Annotated in this window: 16 protein-coding genes; 7 read left to right on the top strand and 9 right to left on the bottom strand. The window is 63.7% G+C overall.

Translation table 11 applies throughout. The annotated features are described in order from the left end of the window. Window positions 1–191: 191 nt before the first annotated feature. Window positions 192–1,019 (top strand): alpha/beta fold hydrolase, encoded by an 828-nt coding sequence (locus CLV47_RS19280; RefSeq protein WP_106350754.1) that lies wholly within the window; start codon window positions 192–194, stop codon window positions 1,017–1,019. A gap of 168 nt (window positions 1,020–1,187) precedes the next feature. Here CLV47_RS19280 and CLV47_RS21875 read toward each other — a convergent pair whose 3' ends face one another. Further along, window positions 1,188–1,850 carry a DUF6636 domain-containing protein gene (locus CLV47_RS21875; RefSeq protein ID WP_146135452.1) on the bottom strand — a complete coding sequence of 221 codons (663 nt, stop codon included), beginning with the start codon at window positions 1,848–1,850 and terminating at the stop codon, window positions 1,188–1,190. 72 nt (window positions 1,851–1,922) lie between these two features. Between CLV47_RS21875 and galE the strand changes: the two genes are divergently transcribed. The 3 genes from galE to CLV47_RS19255 are packed head-to-tail and all read left to right on the top strand — an operon-like array spanning window position 1,923 to window position 4,466. Further along, the gene (gene galE / locus CLV47_RS19265; RefSeq protein ID WP_106350751.1) at window positions 1,923–2,867 is read left to right on the top strand and encodes a UDP-glucose 4-epimerase GalE; all 945 of its coding nucleotides are present in this window, start codon (window positions 1,923–1,925) and stop codon (window positions 2,865–2,867) included. 43 nt (window positions 2,868–2,910) lie between these two features. Beyond that, window positions 2,911–3,240: a cupin domain-containing protein gene (locus CLV47_RS19260; protein ID WP_106350750.1), complete on the top strand. Its 330-nt coding sequence runs from the start codon at window positions 2,911–2,913 to the stop codon at window positions 3,238–3,240. A gap of 44 nt (window positions 3,241–3,284) precedes the next feature. Beyond that, window positions 3,285–4,466, top strand: a complete 1,182-nt coding sequence (locus tag CLV47_RS19255; RefSeq protein ID WP_106350749.1) for a lactate 2-monooxygenase — start codon at window positions 3,285–3,287, stop codon at window positions 4,464–4,466. Window positions 4,467–4,473: 7 nt separating this feature from the next. Here CLV47_RS19255 and CLV47_RS19250 read toward each other — a convergent pair whose 3' ends face one another. Further along, entirely contained in the window at window positions 4,474–4,782 is a 309-nt protein-coding gene (locus tag CLV47_RS19250) for a Zn-ribbon domain-containing OB-fold protein (RefSeq protein WP_106350748.1), read from the bottom strand. Next, the gene (locus CLV47_RS19245; RefSeq protein WP_106350747.1) at window positions 4,779–5,915 is read right to left on the bottom strand and encodes a thiolase family protein; all 1,137 of its coding nucleotides are present in this window, start codon (window positions 5,913–5,915) and stop codon (window positions 4,779–4,781) included. Before CLV47_RS19245 ends, CLV47_RS19250 begins: the two co-directional genes overlap by 4 nt. Before the next feature lie 80 nt (window positions 5,916–5,995). On the opposite strand from CLV47_RS19245, the gene CLV47_RS19240 reads away from it, so the two are divergent. Then, window positions 5,996–8,107: an acetate--CoA ligase family protein gene (locus CLV47_RS19240; RefSeq protein WP_106350746.1), complete on the top strand. Its 2,112-nt coding sequence runs from the start codon at window positions 5,996–5,998 to the stop codon at window positions 8,105–8,107. Window position 8,108: 1 nt separating this feature from the next. Here CLV47_RS19240 and CLV47_RS19235 read toward each other — a convergent pair whose 3' ends face one another. The 3 genes from CLV47_RS19235 to CLV47_RS19225 form a co-directional block, all read right to left on the bottom strand. Next, the gene (locus tag CLV47_RS19235) at window positions 8,109–8,402 is read right to left on the bottom strand and encodes a hypothetical protein (RefSeq protein WP_106350745.1); all 294 of its coding nucleotides are present in this window, start codon (window positions 8,400–8,402) and stop codon (window positions 8,109–8,111) included. Between the two features lie 9 nt (window positions 8,403–8,411). Continuing rightward, entirely contained in the window at window positions 8,412–8,735 is a 324-nt protein-coding gene (locus tag CLV47_RS19230; protein WP_106350744.1) for a hypothetical protein, read from the bottom strand. A 141-nt stretch (window positions 8,736–8,876) separates the two neighbouring features. Continuing rightward, complete coding sequence (locus CLV47_RS19225; protein WP_106350743.1) at window positions 8,877–9,512, bottom strand: TetR/AcrR family transcriptional regulator; 636 nt, start codon at window positions 9,510–9,512, stop codon at window positions 8,877–8,879. Between the two features lie 156 nt (window positions 9,513–9,668). Between CLV47_RS19225 and CLV47_RS19220 the strand changes: the two genes are divergently transcribed. Together CLV47_RS19220 and CLV47_RS19215 are read left to right on the top strand one after the other, a co-directional pair. Further along, complete coding sequence (locus tag CLV47_RS19220; RefSeq protein WP_106350742.1) at window positions 9,669–10,472, top strand: SDR family NAD(P)-dependent oxidoreductase; 804 nt, start codon at window positions 9,669–9,671, stop codon at window positions 10,470–10,472. 2 nt (window positions 10,473–10,474) lie between these two features. Next, a complete protein-coding gene (locus CLV47_RS19215; RefSeq protein WP_106350741.1) occupies window positions 10,475–11,596 on the top strand; it encodes a DUF5938 domain-containing protein in 1,122 nt (373 codons plus the stop codon). Here the strand turns inward: CLV47_RS19215 and CLV47_RS19210 are convergent. The 3 genes from CLV47_RS19210 to CLV47_RS19200 all read right to left on the bottom strand — a co-directional run bounded on the left by CLV47_RS19210 (window position 11,587) and on the right by CLV47_RS19200 (window position 15,192). Further along, window positions 11,587–12,729: a CaiB/BaiF CoA transferase family protein gene (locus CLV47_RS19210; protein ID WP_106350740.1), complete on the bottom strand. Its 1,143-nt coding sequence runs from the start codon at window positions 12,727–12,729 to the stop codon at window positions 11,587–11,589. The genes CLV47_RS19215 and CLV47_RS19210 overlap by 10 nt on opposite strands. Window positions 12,730–12,863: 134 nt before the next feature. Next, window positions 12,864–14,063 (bottom strand): acetyl-CoA C-acyltransferase, encoded by a 1,200-nt coding sequence (locus tag CLV47_RS19205; RefSeq protein WP_106350739.1) that lies wholly within the window; start codon window positions 14,061–14,063, stop codon window positions 12,864–12,866. A gap of 88 nt (window positions 14,064–14,151) precedes the next feature. Further along, window positions 14,152–15,192, bottom strand: a complete 1,041-nt coding sequence (locus CLV47_RS19200; RefSeq protein ID WP_170111167.1) for a lysylphosphatidylglycerol synthase domain-containing protein — start codon at window positions 15,190–15,192, stop codon at window positions 14,152–14,154. Between the last annotated feature and the right edge of the window lie 32 nt (window positions 15,193–15,224).

The raw sequence follows: 15,224 nt of genomic DNA, 5'->3' as shown, positions 1-15,224 counted from the left end.
TAACTAATGAGACGTCACTGCGTGGTGCGCAGTGTGTATGTCAGTCGCGACGATCTGGTCGCGTGCACTAACAACCTATTCTGTCGTGGATAGCGACTAGCAACCATACCCGTCTCGGGCATATTTCATGTCTCGTTACTCACCACACCAACGCCCCGGCCGGGGCGTTGGTGATATGTCAGACTCAGAGCATGACGAACGCTCAGACGACATTTCAGGTGACCGGCGGCGGCGGGTGCACGCTCACGGCGTACGCCGCCGGGCCCCAAGATGGTGCCCTTATCGTGGGCCTACACGGAATTGGCCAGACCGCGCTCGCGTGGTCTCAGCTGGCCGATATTGCCGATGAGAAGGGCTGGCGGTTCGTGTCCGTCGACCTTCGCGGTCACGGCGACTCCGAGAAGCCCGAAGACGCGTACGGCGACTCTGCCCTGTGGGCCGACGATGTCGCCGCAGTACTCGAGGCAGCGGGGGCCTGCGCAGAACGCAAGGCAACACTGCTCGGCTGGTCGTACGGCGGCACGGTACTCACCGACTATCTAGCCAAGTACGGCGACGCGATAGTCGACGCCATCGTGACTCTCGGCGCGACCGACAAGCTCGGCGCGCCTGTGGGCCCGTTCGTGCAGCCGGGCTTCGCTGCGCTGACCAAAGCGATCATGACCGACGACTCTGGCGTCGTCGCCGGAGAACTGCTCGACATGTGCGCGGGGAAGCCGCTGCCGAAGGCACGCCGCGAAGAACTGCTCGCCGGTGCGCTAAAGTGCCCGGCTCACGTTCGCAACTCGATGCTGCGTCGTACGGTCGACAATGACGAAGCCGTCGCGGCATTCGGCGGCCGGGCCTTGATCACACACGGGACCGACGACCAGATGTTCACTTTGGCGCTCGGCGAGCACCTGGCCAAGACCGCACAACGCGCGACCTTTTCGGCGTACGACGGCGCCGGCCACATGCCGTTATGGGACGATCCGGACAAGTTCATCGCCGAGCTGACGGACATCGTTGCAGGTCAGTAATGCCTTTAGCGCTTACTGAGAGCCGACTGAGGCTCATTACGACTATGTGACGTAGTTGTCAATCACTTTGGGTTAAAGTTTATTAACTCAAGATGTATTCTAAGTAAGCACCGAATGCCCGCCACTCGTGATTACACGGGTGGTGGGCATCGCCAATTTCTGGCCCGTTTAGTTCAGTGAGTACGACGCCTTGGCGATCCGGAACCAGTGCCCCGAGCCCAGGTCCGCGCAGACGATCCCGTCTTCCTTGCTGTCGCAGCTGAACGTCCCGACCACCGACGTCGTACCGTAGGCAAGGACCGGAAGCGACGGATCAGCGACAGTGTCCCCGGCACAGATGAAGCGCGCAGGCACGCCGGGCGCGAGCGCAATCGAGCTACCGAACCCGGTCGCCCCGCAACCACCGGGTGGCTCCTGCGGCGGCGTGAACGTGTGCGAAAGTACGTCGCACCGGACGCTGGACGGCGCGCTGCCGTCGTCGATGATCATGCAGGCGAGGTTGCCCGACGGCGACTGAAAATGATCGATATGAACGGTCGGGTACATCCCAGGCGCCGGCGTACTGCCTCCGCCTGCTTGGCCCGTTGCCGGCGCGGTGCTGGTCGGCGTGTCCGGCGTCGTTGCTTTGGTGCTGCTGGGCGCGTCGGACGTCGACGTTTTAGCCCGGCTATCGGTCGAGCCCGAGGAACCATTTGTCGTCCCGGTCCCGGCGCCGGCGTTTATCCCGCTCGATACGTTGGCGTCGACCGACGTACCTCCGCCGCTTGCGCATCCGGCAGCGAACATCGTCATCGCGACTATGGACGTCACGAGTGCGATGCGTCTGGACATACTCGACTGACGCACACCAACGGGCGATCCGTTCCCACCGTCCCCCACCGCTCGCACATTACGCTGTGGCGCATGAAGTTGTTAGTGACCGGCGGAGCCGGATATATCGGATCTGTGTGTACCGCCCGGCTGGTCGAGGCGGGGCACCACGTGACCGTGCTCGACGACTTGTCGACCGGTCACCGCGACGCGGTCCACCCCGACGCCAGATTCATCGAAGCGCGAGTGCACGATGCTGCCGATCATGTCGACGGGTCGTACGACGCGGTGTTGCACTTCGCGGCAAAATCGCTGGTTGGCGAGTCAGTCGAAAAACCCGAACTGTATTGGGAAAACAATGTCGTCGGCTCACTACAGCTGATTAACGCCGTAACCGCAGCCGGCGTCGGCACGATGATCTTCTCCTCTACCGCCGCGACGTACGGCGCACCGGACCGCACGCTGATCGACGAGTCGTGCCCCACGATGCCAGTCAATCCTTACGGCATGTCAAAGCTCGCCGTCGACATGATGCTGACCGCGCAAGCGCAAGCACATGGGCTCGCGGCCGTTTCATTGCGCTACTTCAATGTGGGCGGCGCGTACGGCGTATTCGGCGAACGGCACGCGACCGAGACGCATCTGGTGCCAAACCTGCTCAAGGTCGCCACTGGCGAACGCAATGAAGCCGCGATCTTCGGCAACGACTACCCCACCCGCGACGGCACCTGCGTCCGCGACTACCTGCACGTCGTCGACCTCAGCGATGCGCACGGCCTGGCGCTCGACGCGGCGACACCCGGTATGCACCAGGTCATCAACCTGGGCACCGGCACCGGCTACACCGTCAACGACGTACTCGACGCGGTACGCCGCGGCACCGGACACGAGGTCCCGGCGCGACTGGCCGAACGCCGGCCTGGAGACCCCGCCGTACTGGTTGCGAGTAACGCCAAGGCCAAGGATCGGCTCGGGTGGGCACCCACCCGCGGGCTCGACGACATCGTCACAGACGCCTGGCAGTTCGCTCAGCGATGAAGCGCCCTATGGTCTAGGTGTGCCCGCAAATACGGAGGATCGCATGGAACCGCTCAGCCTCACCCTGACCGCCGAACAACAAATCGCCAAAGCCACGAGCGAATCTAGCGGCCGGTCTGTGCTGCCGCTGAAGTCCGACGCCACGAAAGATCTGCGACAGCTGGTCGTCGCGCTACGCGCCGGCTCCGCCCTCAGCGAACACGAAAATCCCGGAGAAGCAGTTGTCCAGTCGATCACCGGACACGTCACTCTCTCCGCAGGCGACGAGTCGTGGGAGCTGTTCCCCGGCAACTTGATCGCGATCCCTCAGATGCGCCACGAGCTGCGGGCAGTCACGGACTCCGCCGTGCTGCTGACCCTGATCAACCGCTAGCAGTGCCGTTGCGCGCCGTATTCGGCGGCATCTAGGCTGCGGAAATGTACTCAAACTTCCAGAACGATATCTACGCAAAAGGGATGCTCGGCGGCGTTCGGCCGGCGTATCCCACCGAGTTTGATGGATGGCACGAGGCCGCACATCAGAAGCTGACCCCGGAGGCGTACGGCTACATCGCTGGTTCCGCCGGCCTCGAAACGACGGCACATGCCAACCGGGCGGCGTTCGCACGCTGGGAGATCATCCCGCGGATGCTGCGCGACACCTCGAAGCGAGACACCAGCGTGGAAATTCTCGGCAAGCGATGGGACGCCCCGATTGCCCTCGCCCCGATCGGCGTCATGACAATCGCCCATGAGGAAGGCGAAGTAGCGGTTGCCCGGGGCGCGAGTCGGCGCGGCGTACCGATGATCGCCTCTACCGCGGCCGCCAAGCCGATGGAAGAAATCGCGGCCGCATTACATGACACTTCCGGCAACGAGACGTCCGGACGTGGGTGGTATCAGCTGTACTGGTCTTCCGATCGTGACGTCGCACTGTCGTTCGTGAGACGCGCCGAGGCCGCGGGTTTCGAGGCAATCGTCGTCACCGTGGACACCTGGCAGCTTGCGTGGCGACCACGCGACCTGGTGCAGGCGTTCCTGCCGTTTCTTCGGGGAGAGGGCGTCGCGAACTTCCTGAGCGACCCGGTGTTTCAGTCCCGGCTCGAGAAGTCTCCGCAAGAGGACCCGGAAGCGGCAATTCGACTGTGGGGGTCGATCTTCGGCAACCCGGCCCTGACATTTGACGACATCGCCTGGCTGCGCGAGCAGACGAGCCTGCCCATCCTCGTCAAGGGCATCCAGCATCCCGACGACGCGACCGCGTGTATCGACGCGGGCGCGGATGGTGTCGTCGTTTCGAACCACGGCGGTCGCCAAGTCGATGGCGCACGTGCCTCGCTCGACTGTCTGCCGGACATCGTCTCGGCAATTGGCGGCTCCACGATCTTGTTCGACTCAGGTGTGCGCTGCGGCGCAGACATCATGAAGGCGTTAGCGCTTGGCGCCGACGCCGTGCTCATCGGTCGGCCGATGGTCTACGGGCTCGCGCTCGGTGGCGCCGAGGGCGTCGAACACGTGCTGCAGTGCCTGCAGGCGGACTTCGAGCTCAACATGGTGCTGTCGGGGATCGGTAACGTTGCTGATATTGATCGCACCTGCCTGGTCCGCGCAGACGACTGAGTGTTTCCTACCTGCTGCCGATGAAATGCGGCATGCCGTCGACGTACGTCGCGGTCACACGATCGCCTGGATTGAGCGACGGCTCGCAACGTGCCATCATTCGAGCCCCCTCATCGAGGTCGATCAAGCAGAACGCGCGGCGCGGCTGATCTTCGGTAGCGGCGTACCGAGTGACAGCCGCGCACGTCCCCACGCCTTCGCTGGGACGCGCGGTCACGGTCTCGGAACCACACCCGGGACAGAGGTCGCGCGGCAGATACCAGACGGCGCCACAGTCTGCGCAAGCACGCACCACAATCATCGCTTCCTCGCTCATGCCGCTGCCTCCACAACAAGGCTGACGTGTGCGGACATCACGCCACCGTCGGCATGCACGAAACCGGTCGACGGTTGTCTCGCAATGGCACGATCACCGGCCTCGCCGCGCAACTGCGTGACGACCTCGGCCAAGTGCGCCATCCCACCCGCGACCCCACAGTGCCCGTATGACAGCAGTCCACCGTGCAGGTTGAGGGGAAACTCGCCGTCCGCGGCATACCTGCCGTCAAGTACGTCGGCACCACTGCGGCCCGCGGCCGAGAAGCCGATCTCCTCAAGCAGCAAGGCGATAGTGATCGTGAACGAGTCGTAAACGCCGAGGATGTCGATTTCGTCGCGACGACGCCCCGACGATTCAAACGCCCGCTCCGCGGCAATCCGCGCGCCAAAGTTATCGCTGTCGGCCTCGCTGATGTGCTGGTGCATATGGCCTTCGCCGATTCCGCTGATTCTGATGCTGCGCTTGTCCCTCGGCTGCGCGGTCACCACGAACGCCGCTCCCCCATCTGACGTCGGGCAGCAGTCCAGCAGGTGCAGCGGTTCGGCGATAGGCCGCGCGGCGAGTACGTCGTCGATGGTGATCGGTTTTGAGAACTGCGCGCCAGGATGCCGAAGCGCGTTGGTCCGCATATGCACCGCGAACGGCGCGAGCGCCTCTCGGTCGAGGCCGTGCTTATGCAAGTACTCAGATGCCAGCAGCGCGTAGTAGCCGGGCACGGTGCAACCGGTCGGCACCTCGTACGCCGCGTGCCCGACCTGTGCGAGCGTTCGAGTGGAGGTCTCGGTGCTCTGTCCGCTCGCCCGGTCCTCACCGCCGGCTACGAGCACGTGGTCGGCGGCACCCGTGTCGACCGTCCGGGCGGCCTGCGCAACCATCGACAGCCCCGTCGCGCCGCCGACGCTCATGCCGGAAGCAACCCGCGGGCGGATACCGAGCCGCTCAGCGAGTAAGTCCGACGGCATGATGTGCCCGATGGTTGTCGCGTAGCCGGCGAGTACTCCGTCAATTACGGACGAGCCGAGCCCGGCGTCGTGCATCGCCGCGCGTGCCGCAAGACTCTGCCAGTCGACCGCGCCCGGTCCTGGTTGTTTGCCGTACGGCGTGAGTCCGATCCCGCTAATCCAGGCCATATGCCCCTGCCTCGTATGGTTAGTCTTGCTATCGACCTTCGCACGGTAGCGCGACCTCCCGAACAGGATGGAACAGGCATATGACCACTGGACCGCAGCCGGCACGTTCGCCGTCAGGAATAGCCGCGCTGCTGGCTCCACGATCCGTGGCGATCATCGGCGCATCGTCTGATCCAGACAAGATCGGTGGCCGGCCGATCAAGTACATGAAACAGTTCGGGTACACCGGAGACATCTACCCGATCAATCCGAGCCGCGAGACCGTGCAGGATCTCCCCGCGTTTCCCAGCCTCGAGGCGCTGCCGGTCATCCCAGACGCAGTGATCATCGCGGTCGCCGGCGACCGCACCGTCAAGGCAGTCGCCGAGTGCGCCGCCCGCGGCGTCAAGGCGGTCGTCGTCATGGCCTCGGGCTTCGGCGAAGTCCCCGATCCCACGGGCCAGGCGCAGCAACGTGAAATGGTCGCGACGGCGCGTGCTGCAGGAATGCGCATGATCGGGCCCAACTCTCAAGGCGTCGCCAACTTCGGCAACGGCGCGATCTTGAACTTCTCGACGTTGTTCACCGAGCAAGAGCCGATGGACGGCGAGATCGCGATCATCAGCCAGAGCGGTGCGATGTCGTCCGTGCCCTATGGTCTATTGCGGGCTCGCGGGCTGGGCATCCGCCACGTGCACGCCACCGGCAACGACGCCGACATCAACGTCGGCGAGCTGAGCGAGGCCGTCGTACAAGACCCTGACGTCAAACTTCTGCTTCTATACCTAGAGAATCTCGCCGATCCGGACTCATTGGCCGGGGCGGCGGCCACCGCCAAACAACGCGGCGTACCGATCGTGGCCATCATGGGCGGGCGCAGCGCCGACGGGCAGCGCGCCGCGAAATCGCATACCGGCGCGATTGCCAACGAGGACGCCGTAGTCAACGCGTACTTCGAGAAACTGGGTATCTGGCGGGTCCGCAGCATGCGCGAAATGGTCGACACCGCCGAGCTGTACTTGAAGGGGTGGACACCCGAAGGCCGGAACCTCGTGATTATGAGCAATTCTGGTGCGCTGTGCGTGCTGACGGCCGATGCCGCGACCGACCGCGGCATGCCGCTCACGACCTTCGCCCCTGACATCGAGGCCGAATTGCGCGAGATCCTGCCCGGGTTCGCCACCTCCACGAACCCGGTGGACGTCACCGCCGCGCTGCTGTCGGACAGTGGGCTTTTCGGTCGGTCGCTTCCGGTCATCGCCCGCGACACGTCAGCGGACATTTTCATCCTCGCGGTGCCAGTGGCCGGCAAGGGGTACGACGTACCGCGGTTCGCCCGCGATGCCGCCGCCGTGAGCGACCAGACCGGTAAGCCGGTGGTGATCGTCGCGCCGCAGCAATCCGTCGCCGCCGAGTTCAAGAAGAAGGGCCTTGTCGTGTTTGGCGACGAGGCAACGGCCGTCGACTCGCTGGACCGCTACGCCAGTCATCACGCGCTGATTGCGCGCTCACGCCCTGAGTCCTTCCGCTCGCCGCTCGTGGACGCGCCGAGCGGGGCGGCAGCGTCGAGCACGAGTCTCAGCGAGGCTGACAGCTTGCTCCGCCTAGCGGCGTCCGGCGTACCAACGATCCCCTTTCGGCTGTGCCGCAACGAAAGTGACGTACGTGAGGCCGTAGCCAACCTCGGTACGCCGGTAGCCGTCAAGGGCTGTTCGGCGGACGCACCGCATAAGTCGGAGCTCGGGCTGGTCGCGCTCGACATCCAGACCACGAACGACGCGGTCGCCGCGTACGAGCGACTGTGCGAGCGGATGAAGTCAGCCAATCTCGCCTTCGACGGCGTACTCGTCGCCGCGATGGCCAGTCGCGGCCACGAGGTGATGGTCGGCGCGCACCGCGACAAGACGTTTGGCCCGGTCGTCGTGTTCGGCGCCGGAGGCAAGTATGTCGAGGCTCTCGACGACGCTGCGCTGCTGCCGCCGCCGTTCTCTCGCGACGATGTGCGGCACGCGATGGCGGGGCTTCGGGTCACCTCGATTCTCACTGGGCTACGTGGCGAGCCACCGGCCGCGGTGGATGCGTGGGCGGATGCGGTGTGCGCCGTGGGCGATCTGATGACGGCAAATCACGACGTGCAGAGCCTCGATGTCAATCCGCTGATTCTCAACGAAAGCGGCATTGTGGCGGTCGACGCCGCCGTCTTCGTCGGCTGAGTTATCCGGCGATCACCCGCGCCATCGCCTGGTTGGTTTCCGCGGCAATGCTGCCGATCTTTGCCGTCGCCTGCGCCTGTGCCTGTAGTTGGATCGTGTACTGCGCGGTCTTGGCGGCATACGCGGCAGACCGTTCCTCCAGGCTCATGCCCGTCAGCGCATCGAGGTCGCCCGCGACCGTGGCTCCAATCCGGCTCTTGACGGAGCTCCAGATGTCGTCCCACTGCTGTTGCCGAGCGATCGTCTGTGCCGCGATGTCGGCGATTCCGTTGGTGTCAAAGGCAATCAGTCCCATGGCGATCTCCTAGGCCATTCCGGCGCTGGTCGTCATGGCAATCCCGGACTTCGCGGCCGCTGTGGCGTCGTCCGACCCGGCCAGTGCGACCTGCACAAGCTTGCCGAGGTCGTCGCGCAACGCAGCCAGCTGCTCGGCGAGCGCCTTACCGCCACCGCCTAGCTGCCCGAACGTGTTCGCCGCGACCTGACCAGCCGGGGCCTTCATCGCCTGTAGTGAGAGTCCCGACGAGGCAAGTATCTGCTGCGTCACCGCTTCCATCTGCGCCTGTCCGTCGTCGACCGCGCTCATCGCCGACTGGACGGCGTCGATGTCGATCTTTGGTCCTGCCATGGTGCCTCCTTAGTGTCATGTCGATCCGCCTGGGGGTTGGCGAATCGACGTACCCAAGAGTCACACGAAGTTCGGCATCGATCCGTTTGAGTCGGAATTGCCTGTGGATACGCAAATCGGGTTGTGGATACGGCAGGCGTTCTACTGGTCGTGAATCAGCCGGCCCATGACCGGCCGGACATGTGCGCGCAGCCGCTTCGCGCTGTCTGCCTGTCCGGAGAGCTGGGTTAGCAGGCTCTGCTGAAACAGCCCGTCTAACAGCGCGTAGGTCGGCGCGGAGGTGAGGTACGGCGTCGTGCCGGAGAGCTCAGCATAGCGACTGACGATCCGCCAGATCATCCGCTCGAGGCTCTGATCGATATCGTGCACGTCCGGTCGAAACGATTCTTCGAAGAGACTCTGAGCTCGCAGGTCGTACCAGAGCCGGTGCATCGTCGCGTCCTCGACGAGGGTCTGTGCGAGACCGGCAGCAAACCCCTCACGCAGCTCCTCTGCGGTTTGCGCGGTAGCGACGATTTCGTCGTAGCGCTGCACGCACACGGCCTTGTACCGCCGTACGCAGTGGGTAATCAGATCGACCTTGTCGCGGAAGTAGTAATGCAGCACGCCGTGCGAGAAGTCCGAGTTTTGGGCTATCTCACGCAGACTCGTGCGCGCATATCCAAGCTCGGAGAGGGTCAGCAGCGCCGACTCCGCAAGCTGGTCGCGGCGCTCGGCAAACTTGTCGACCGAACCGCGCGAGATCCGGTCGATCTTGTCCTGAGCCGTCTGCGTCATAAGTCCCTTCCCTTGTCACGCGCCGGGGCGCGAGGAGATATCTGTCAGTTTAGCGGGCATCCGGCCACTAATTTGGACGACTGCCCAAACTTTTCTTGACAACTGTCAAGGAACCGGTAGATGCTATGCCCGACGTCACATTGAAAGGACTCGCAGATGGGCGTGTACGAGCTAGATGGACGAAAAGCCCTGGTCAGCGGCGGCGGACAAGGTCTAGGCGAAGGCATAGCGCGAGCACTTGCGCGGGCCGGCGCCGCGGTGATGATCGGTGATATCAACACCGAGACCGGTAAAGCGACGGCGGCAGCGCTCCGCGATTCGGGCGCTACCGCGGGTTTCGTAGAACTCGACGTCCGGGAGGACAGTAGTTGGGAGGCAGCGGTCGGGCAGACCGTCAGCGAACTGGGCGGTTTCGACATCCTGATCAATAACGCCGGCGTCGAGTTGTCGGCCCTGCTGGTCGATCTCGATCCGGACGACGTACGACGGATGCTCGAAGTCAACATCCTCGGTGTCGGACTCGGCATCAAGCATGCCTTTCGGGCCATGCGACCAGACGGCCCGGCCGGTGCTGGCGGTGCCGTGATCAGCATGTCCTCGGTAGCCGCCACCATCGCCTTCCCCGGCATCGCCGCATACTCCGCGACAAAGTCGGCGGTCGACCGACTCACCAGGGTTGCCGCGATGGAGTCAGGCAAGCTCGGATACGGCGTGCGAGTCAACTGCCTCTATCCCGGCCTTGTCGCGACCGAGATGGGTGTCAAGCTCGCCCAGGACGTCGTCGAGCTCGGACTTTTTCCAAGCGTGGATGAGGCAATCGGGGGCGTCGTCGGGCTCACACCCCTCGGTCGCCTCGGCGAGGTCGCCGACATGGCCGACGCCGCGGTGTTCCTCGCCTCGGACGCGGCACGATTCATCACCGGGGCTGCGCTCCCGGTCGACGGCGGGATGGGGATGTAACGATGAGCACCGATAAACCGGTCGTCGTATATGGGGTCTCGGGCTACACCGGACGACTCGTGTGTGAGTACCTCCGCGAGTTCAACGTCCCGTTTATCGCCGCGGGCCGCGATAAACGGCGAGTCCAGGAGGTTATCGATAAGGTTCCCGGCATAGACACGGTCGAGCACGAAGTTGTCGAAGTCGAACATGACGTGGGCGCGCTGACAGAGCTGTTCTCCGGCGCCTCGGTCGTCAGCAATATGGTCGGCCCATTCATTAAGTTTGGTCACGAGGTCGTTGATGCCAGCCTCGCGGCCGGCTGCCATTACATGGACACGACCGGCGAGCAGGACTGGGTCTTAGATGCGCAGTCCAAGTGGGGCGAGAAGTACGCCGACAAGGGTCTCTTGTTGTCCCCCGGCGTCGCGCAGATGTACACCACCGGCGAGATCGCTGCGAATATCTGCCTCGAGACTCCCGGTCTCGACACTCTCGACATTCTCGTGCTGTGGAAGGGATTTCCGACGTACGCCTCGATGCAGACGATCTTCACTATCCTCAAGGCAGACTGGTTCTACCTCGAGCAAAACCAATACAAGCAATGGCCCGCCGACACCACCTTCGAGGTCAGCGTTCCCGGTCAGCACGCGACCGCGCTCGCCGTTCCATGGGGTGGTACGTCGCACCCGGTCTGGTTTAAGAACGATCCGCGGGTGGCCAACGTGAAGGTTGCCGGCGGCGTGTTTGACCGGACCGTGATGGACACGGTGGTCGCGACCACGACGATGTTCGAGGAGCAGATCAAACCGCTGGGGCCCGCCGAACAAGAGGCGGCGCTGGCGGAGGTCGCCGGTTCGGTGCAGGCCGATATGCCGCCGCGCGAAAATCCTAGGATCAACACCTCGCTGGATTCCGTCTATGCTTCAGGCCCACTCGGCCGGGCACACTGCGTGATCCACGGCAATTCCAACTACAAACAGACCGGCCTGCTTCAGGCCTACGCGGCGTACTCGCTGCTGCAGCAGGCGCCGAAGCGCGCCGGGTTCGCCTCTGCGTGCCAGGCGTTCGGGCACCGCGAACTTCTTGGCGTACTACGCAGCTTCGGGCTTGTGATGGAGCCGGAGCTGACCGTTCACGCTTGACCGTCGAGCTCGGCGAGCACCTCTTCAGTGTGCTCGCCGAGTCCGGGCACCTGCCAGCGCCGCGCGCTCTGGCTTAGCCCGACCGGCGCGATGGGACCGGGCACTCTGAGTCGTTGACCGCTCGGTGTTGTCACCTCCGCGACCGAGCGCGAACCGGTCTGCAGCGCATGTTCGGCGTACTCCTTCGAGGACTGCACAGGCCCACAGGGAATCCCGTACTCGGCCATCACGTCGGCGATCTGCGCTCTGGTACGCCGTTCGCACCACGCGGCCACGACCTTGGAAGTCTCGTCGCGTCGGTCAAAAGTCGCTGCCTCGTAAGAGATGTCGTCAATCCAGGACGGCTCGCCAATTGCGCGGCAGAACCGCTCCCACGTTTCCTGACCAAGCGGGGACAAAAAGATCGAACCATCGCTCGCGGCAAACGTGTCCGCGTACGACATCTCCAATTTATTGCCCATCGGCCGAACCGGCTCGCCCATGAGCGACGCCTCGATAGCGTGCGCGGACGTCGCGGCGTACGACTCAAGCATGCCAATATCGACGAGCTCGCCTTGCCCCGTGAGCTTGCGGCGGTAGAGCGCGAACATGATTCCCAGCGCGGCCTGATAGCTCGCGATGTGGTCGGCGATCCAGGCATTGGCGAACATTGGTCCTGAGTCGGTCGTACCGGACATCTCTGCAATACCGCTCATCGCCTGGATGATGCCGTCGTATGCACGTAGTCCACGATCTGGCCCAGTTGCGCCAAAGCCGGTGATGTGCGCCATCACGATAGACGGGTTGAACTTCGTGACGGTCTCATAATCCCAGCCGAGCTTCTTGGGTACGTCGACCGTGTAGTTCGTCAGGATTACGTCTGCTCCGGCGAGCAGCTGGCGGAACTTCGCCATATCGTCGGCATTCTTAAGATCGAGAACGACGCTGCGCTTTCCCCTGTTGTGGCAGGCAAAGTAGATGCTCTCGTCATTGCGGTGCGGGTAGGCATTACGGGCACGCTCGCCCGTCGGCGGCTCTACCTTGATGACGTCCGCGCCGTGATCGGCAAGAATCTGGCCGCATTGCGGACCAGCAATCGCATGCGTCAGCTCGATTACCCGAACACCGTCTAAAACCGCTCCACCTGCCACCATCAATGATCTCCCTGTCGCCGTGATGGTCACGCTACCTGCGACCAGCCGGAATCCCGGCTGCCCGAGTAGGCAGTCGCAAAAAGATCGGGAACGCGCGGGAAGGACCCGTCTCCTAATGGAGACGGGTCCTTTTGCTACGCGACCTCGAAGAGTCCTGCAGCGCCCATGCCGCCGCCGATGCACATTGTGACGACGACGTACTTGGCCTTGCGGCGCTGACCCTCAAGGAGGGCGTGCCCGACCAGACGTGCTCCGGTCATTCCGTAGGGATGACCGACCGAAATGGCGCCACCGTTGACGTTGTAGCGCTCCGGATCGATTCCGAGGAAGTCACGGCAGTACACCGCCTGCGAGGCGAACGCCTCGTTGAGCTCCCAGAGGTCGATATCGTCGATTTTCAGGTTGTGCTTCTCCAACAGCTTGGGAATGGCGAAGACCGGCCCGATACCCATCTCGTCCGGTTCGCAGCCCGCGACGGCCATCCCGCGATAGATGCCAAGGGGCGTCGCGCCACGCTTCTCGGCTTCCTTCGCCTCCATGAGCACGACGGCGGCTGCACCGTCCGACAACTGTGACGCGTTGCCTGCCGTGATCGATGCGTGCGCGCTGACTTTGCCGTCCGGGAGCACTGGCTTGAGCGACGCAAGACTTTCCAGCGTGGTTGAGGGACGGTTGCCCTCGTCCAGTTCGAGGGTGACTGTCTCCTGGCGAGTCTCGCCAGTCGCCTTGTCGGTCACAATCTTGGTCGTGGTGAATGGCACGATCTCGTGCTTGTAGAGACCGTTCTGTTGCGCCACTGCCACTCGTTGCTGTGACAGAAGGGCCATCTCGTCTTGGCGCTCGCGGCTGACGTCGTATCGTTCGGCGACGATCTCCGCCGTTTCAAGCATCGGCATGTACGTCGTGGGCAGGTTCTCCACGAGCCAAGGATCCCTCGCACGGAAACCGTTCTGGTGCTCGTTCTGCACCAGCGAAATCGATTCGACACCACCACCGAGCGTGATCTCCATGCCGTCACTGATAATTTGCTTCGCCGCGGTCGCGATCGCCATCAGGCCGGAGGAACACTGGCGATCAATCGTCATCGCCGGGACGGTAACCGGAAGGCCGGCGCGCAGTGCACCTTGCCGGCCGACGTTTCCGCCGGTGGAGCCCTGCTGCATCGCACAGCCGAACACCACGTCCTCGATCTCTCCGGGCTCGACCCCCGCCCGCTCAACGGCCGCGGAGATCGCATGCGCGGCCAGATGCTGACCTTGCGTGTCGTTGAATGCCCCGCGGTAGGCCTTACCGATAGGCGTTCGCGCGGTCGAAACGATTACTGCTTCTCTCATGGTGCTCACTCTCTCTGTAGAGGGCTGAATCGACAATTCCCTCTCATCCTCGCCGATGGCGTTCGGAAGGCCACCCCCGGCGTCATTATTACGCCGATGTGCCTTGCCGAGTACGCCAGTAGATCAGCGCGACGAGGCCCGGTATGAGTGGCAGTAGCAATGTCGCGGCCCGCCAAATCACCAACGCCGCAACCAGGTCCGGTTGAGCGACGATCCCTTCGGCGTTGATCAGCACGATGAGGCTGGCATCCAGCACTCCGAGCCCGGCGAATGGAAACACCGTCAACGGGTACAAGCAGAGCAATGCGGCCAGAACGGCCAGGTATCCGATATCGGAGCCCGGGACTCCGACGAACCGCAGACAAGCGACCAATACCGCGCAGTCGACCGCGACGAAGCCGAGCATCGTCGGCGTGGCCAACCCTATGCGTCGCGCCATCCCCGTAGCGGATTCTCGTTGGAACCGAGTCATCGCCACGGCCCACGCTTCGGGGTCGATGGAGGATCTCAGTCGTTTGACAAGCTCGCCGACGCGGCGCCCAAAGCGACCGGCGATCTGTTCGCCCTTCGAAATCACCGCCAGCGAGCCGATCAGCACGGCCGCCGCGGCCGCCCCGCCTACGGCCATCCAGATCTGAATCGGCTCAAGGGGCAGCGCCCACAGCGCCAGCACTAATCCAACGATGGGCGCGACGAACCGGGCTATGTAGAAAACGACAGTGTCGAGCACCAGGACCGCGGCGCCACGGGTGGTCTCGATGTTGTAGGACCGCAAGATGGACAGCCGGAGCACCGTATCCGCTGGCGGCGGGGACAATGTCTGGATCAGCGTGCCCGATAGGGCGGTCGATAAGGCGCTCGAAAACCGGAGACCAGGCAGGAGGATCAACAACGTCGAAGCATTCACCACCTGCCGCGCCATCACTATCAACGCCACGACGAGGATTTCCCACCACACCAGCCTGCCTAGCCCGTCGCCGACTTGCGCCCAGTTGACTTGGCGCAGCGCCGCGATGGCTAGCCATATCCCCAACAGAACGACCAGGATCTTCGCGGCAACCAACGCGACCCGCCGCCAGCGTTGCGTGGATGTGGCATCGATCGGCAGGCTCGCTGGTTCGTCGGTCACACCTGAATATTGTCCAGTTGTCGACGTAATGT

The organism is Antricoccus suffuscus (assembly GCF_003003235.1).
In the GTDB taxonomy this organism is placed as follows: Bacteria; Actinomycetota; Actinomycetes; order Mycobacteriales; family Antricoccaceae; genus Antricoccus; species Antricoccus suffuscus.
Note: the sequence above shows the minus strand (reverse complement) of the source record. Positions and strands in the feature narration are given on the sequence as shown.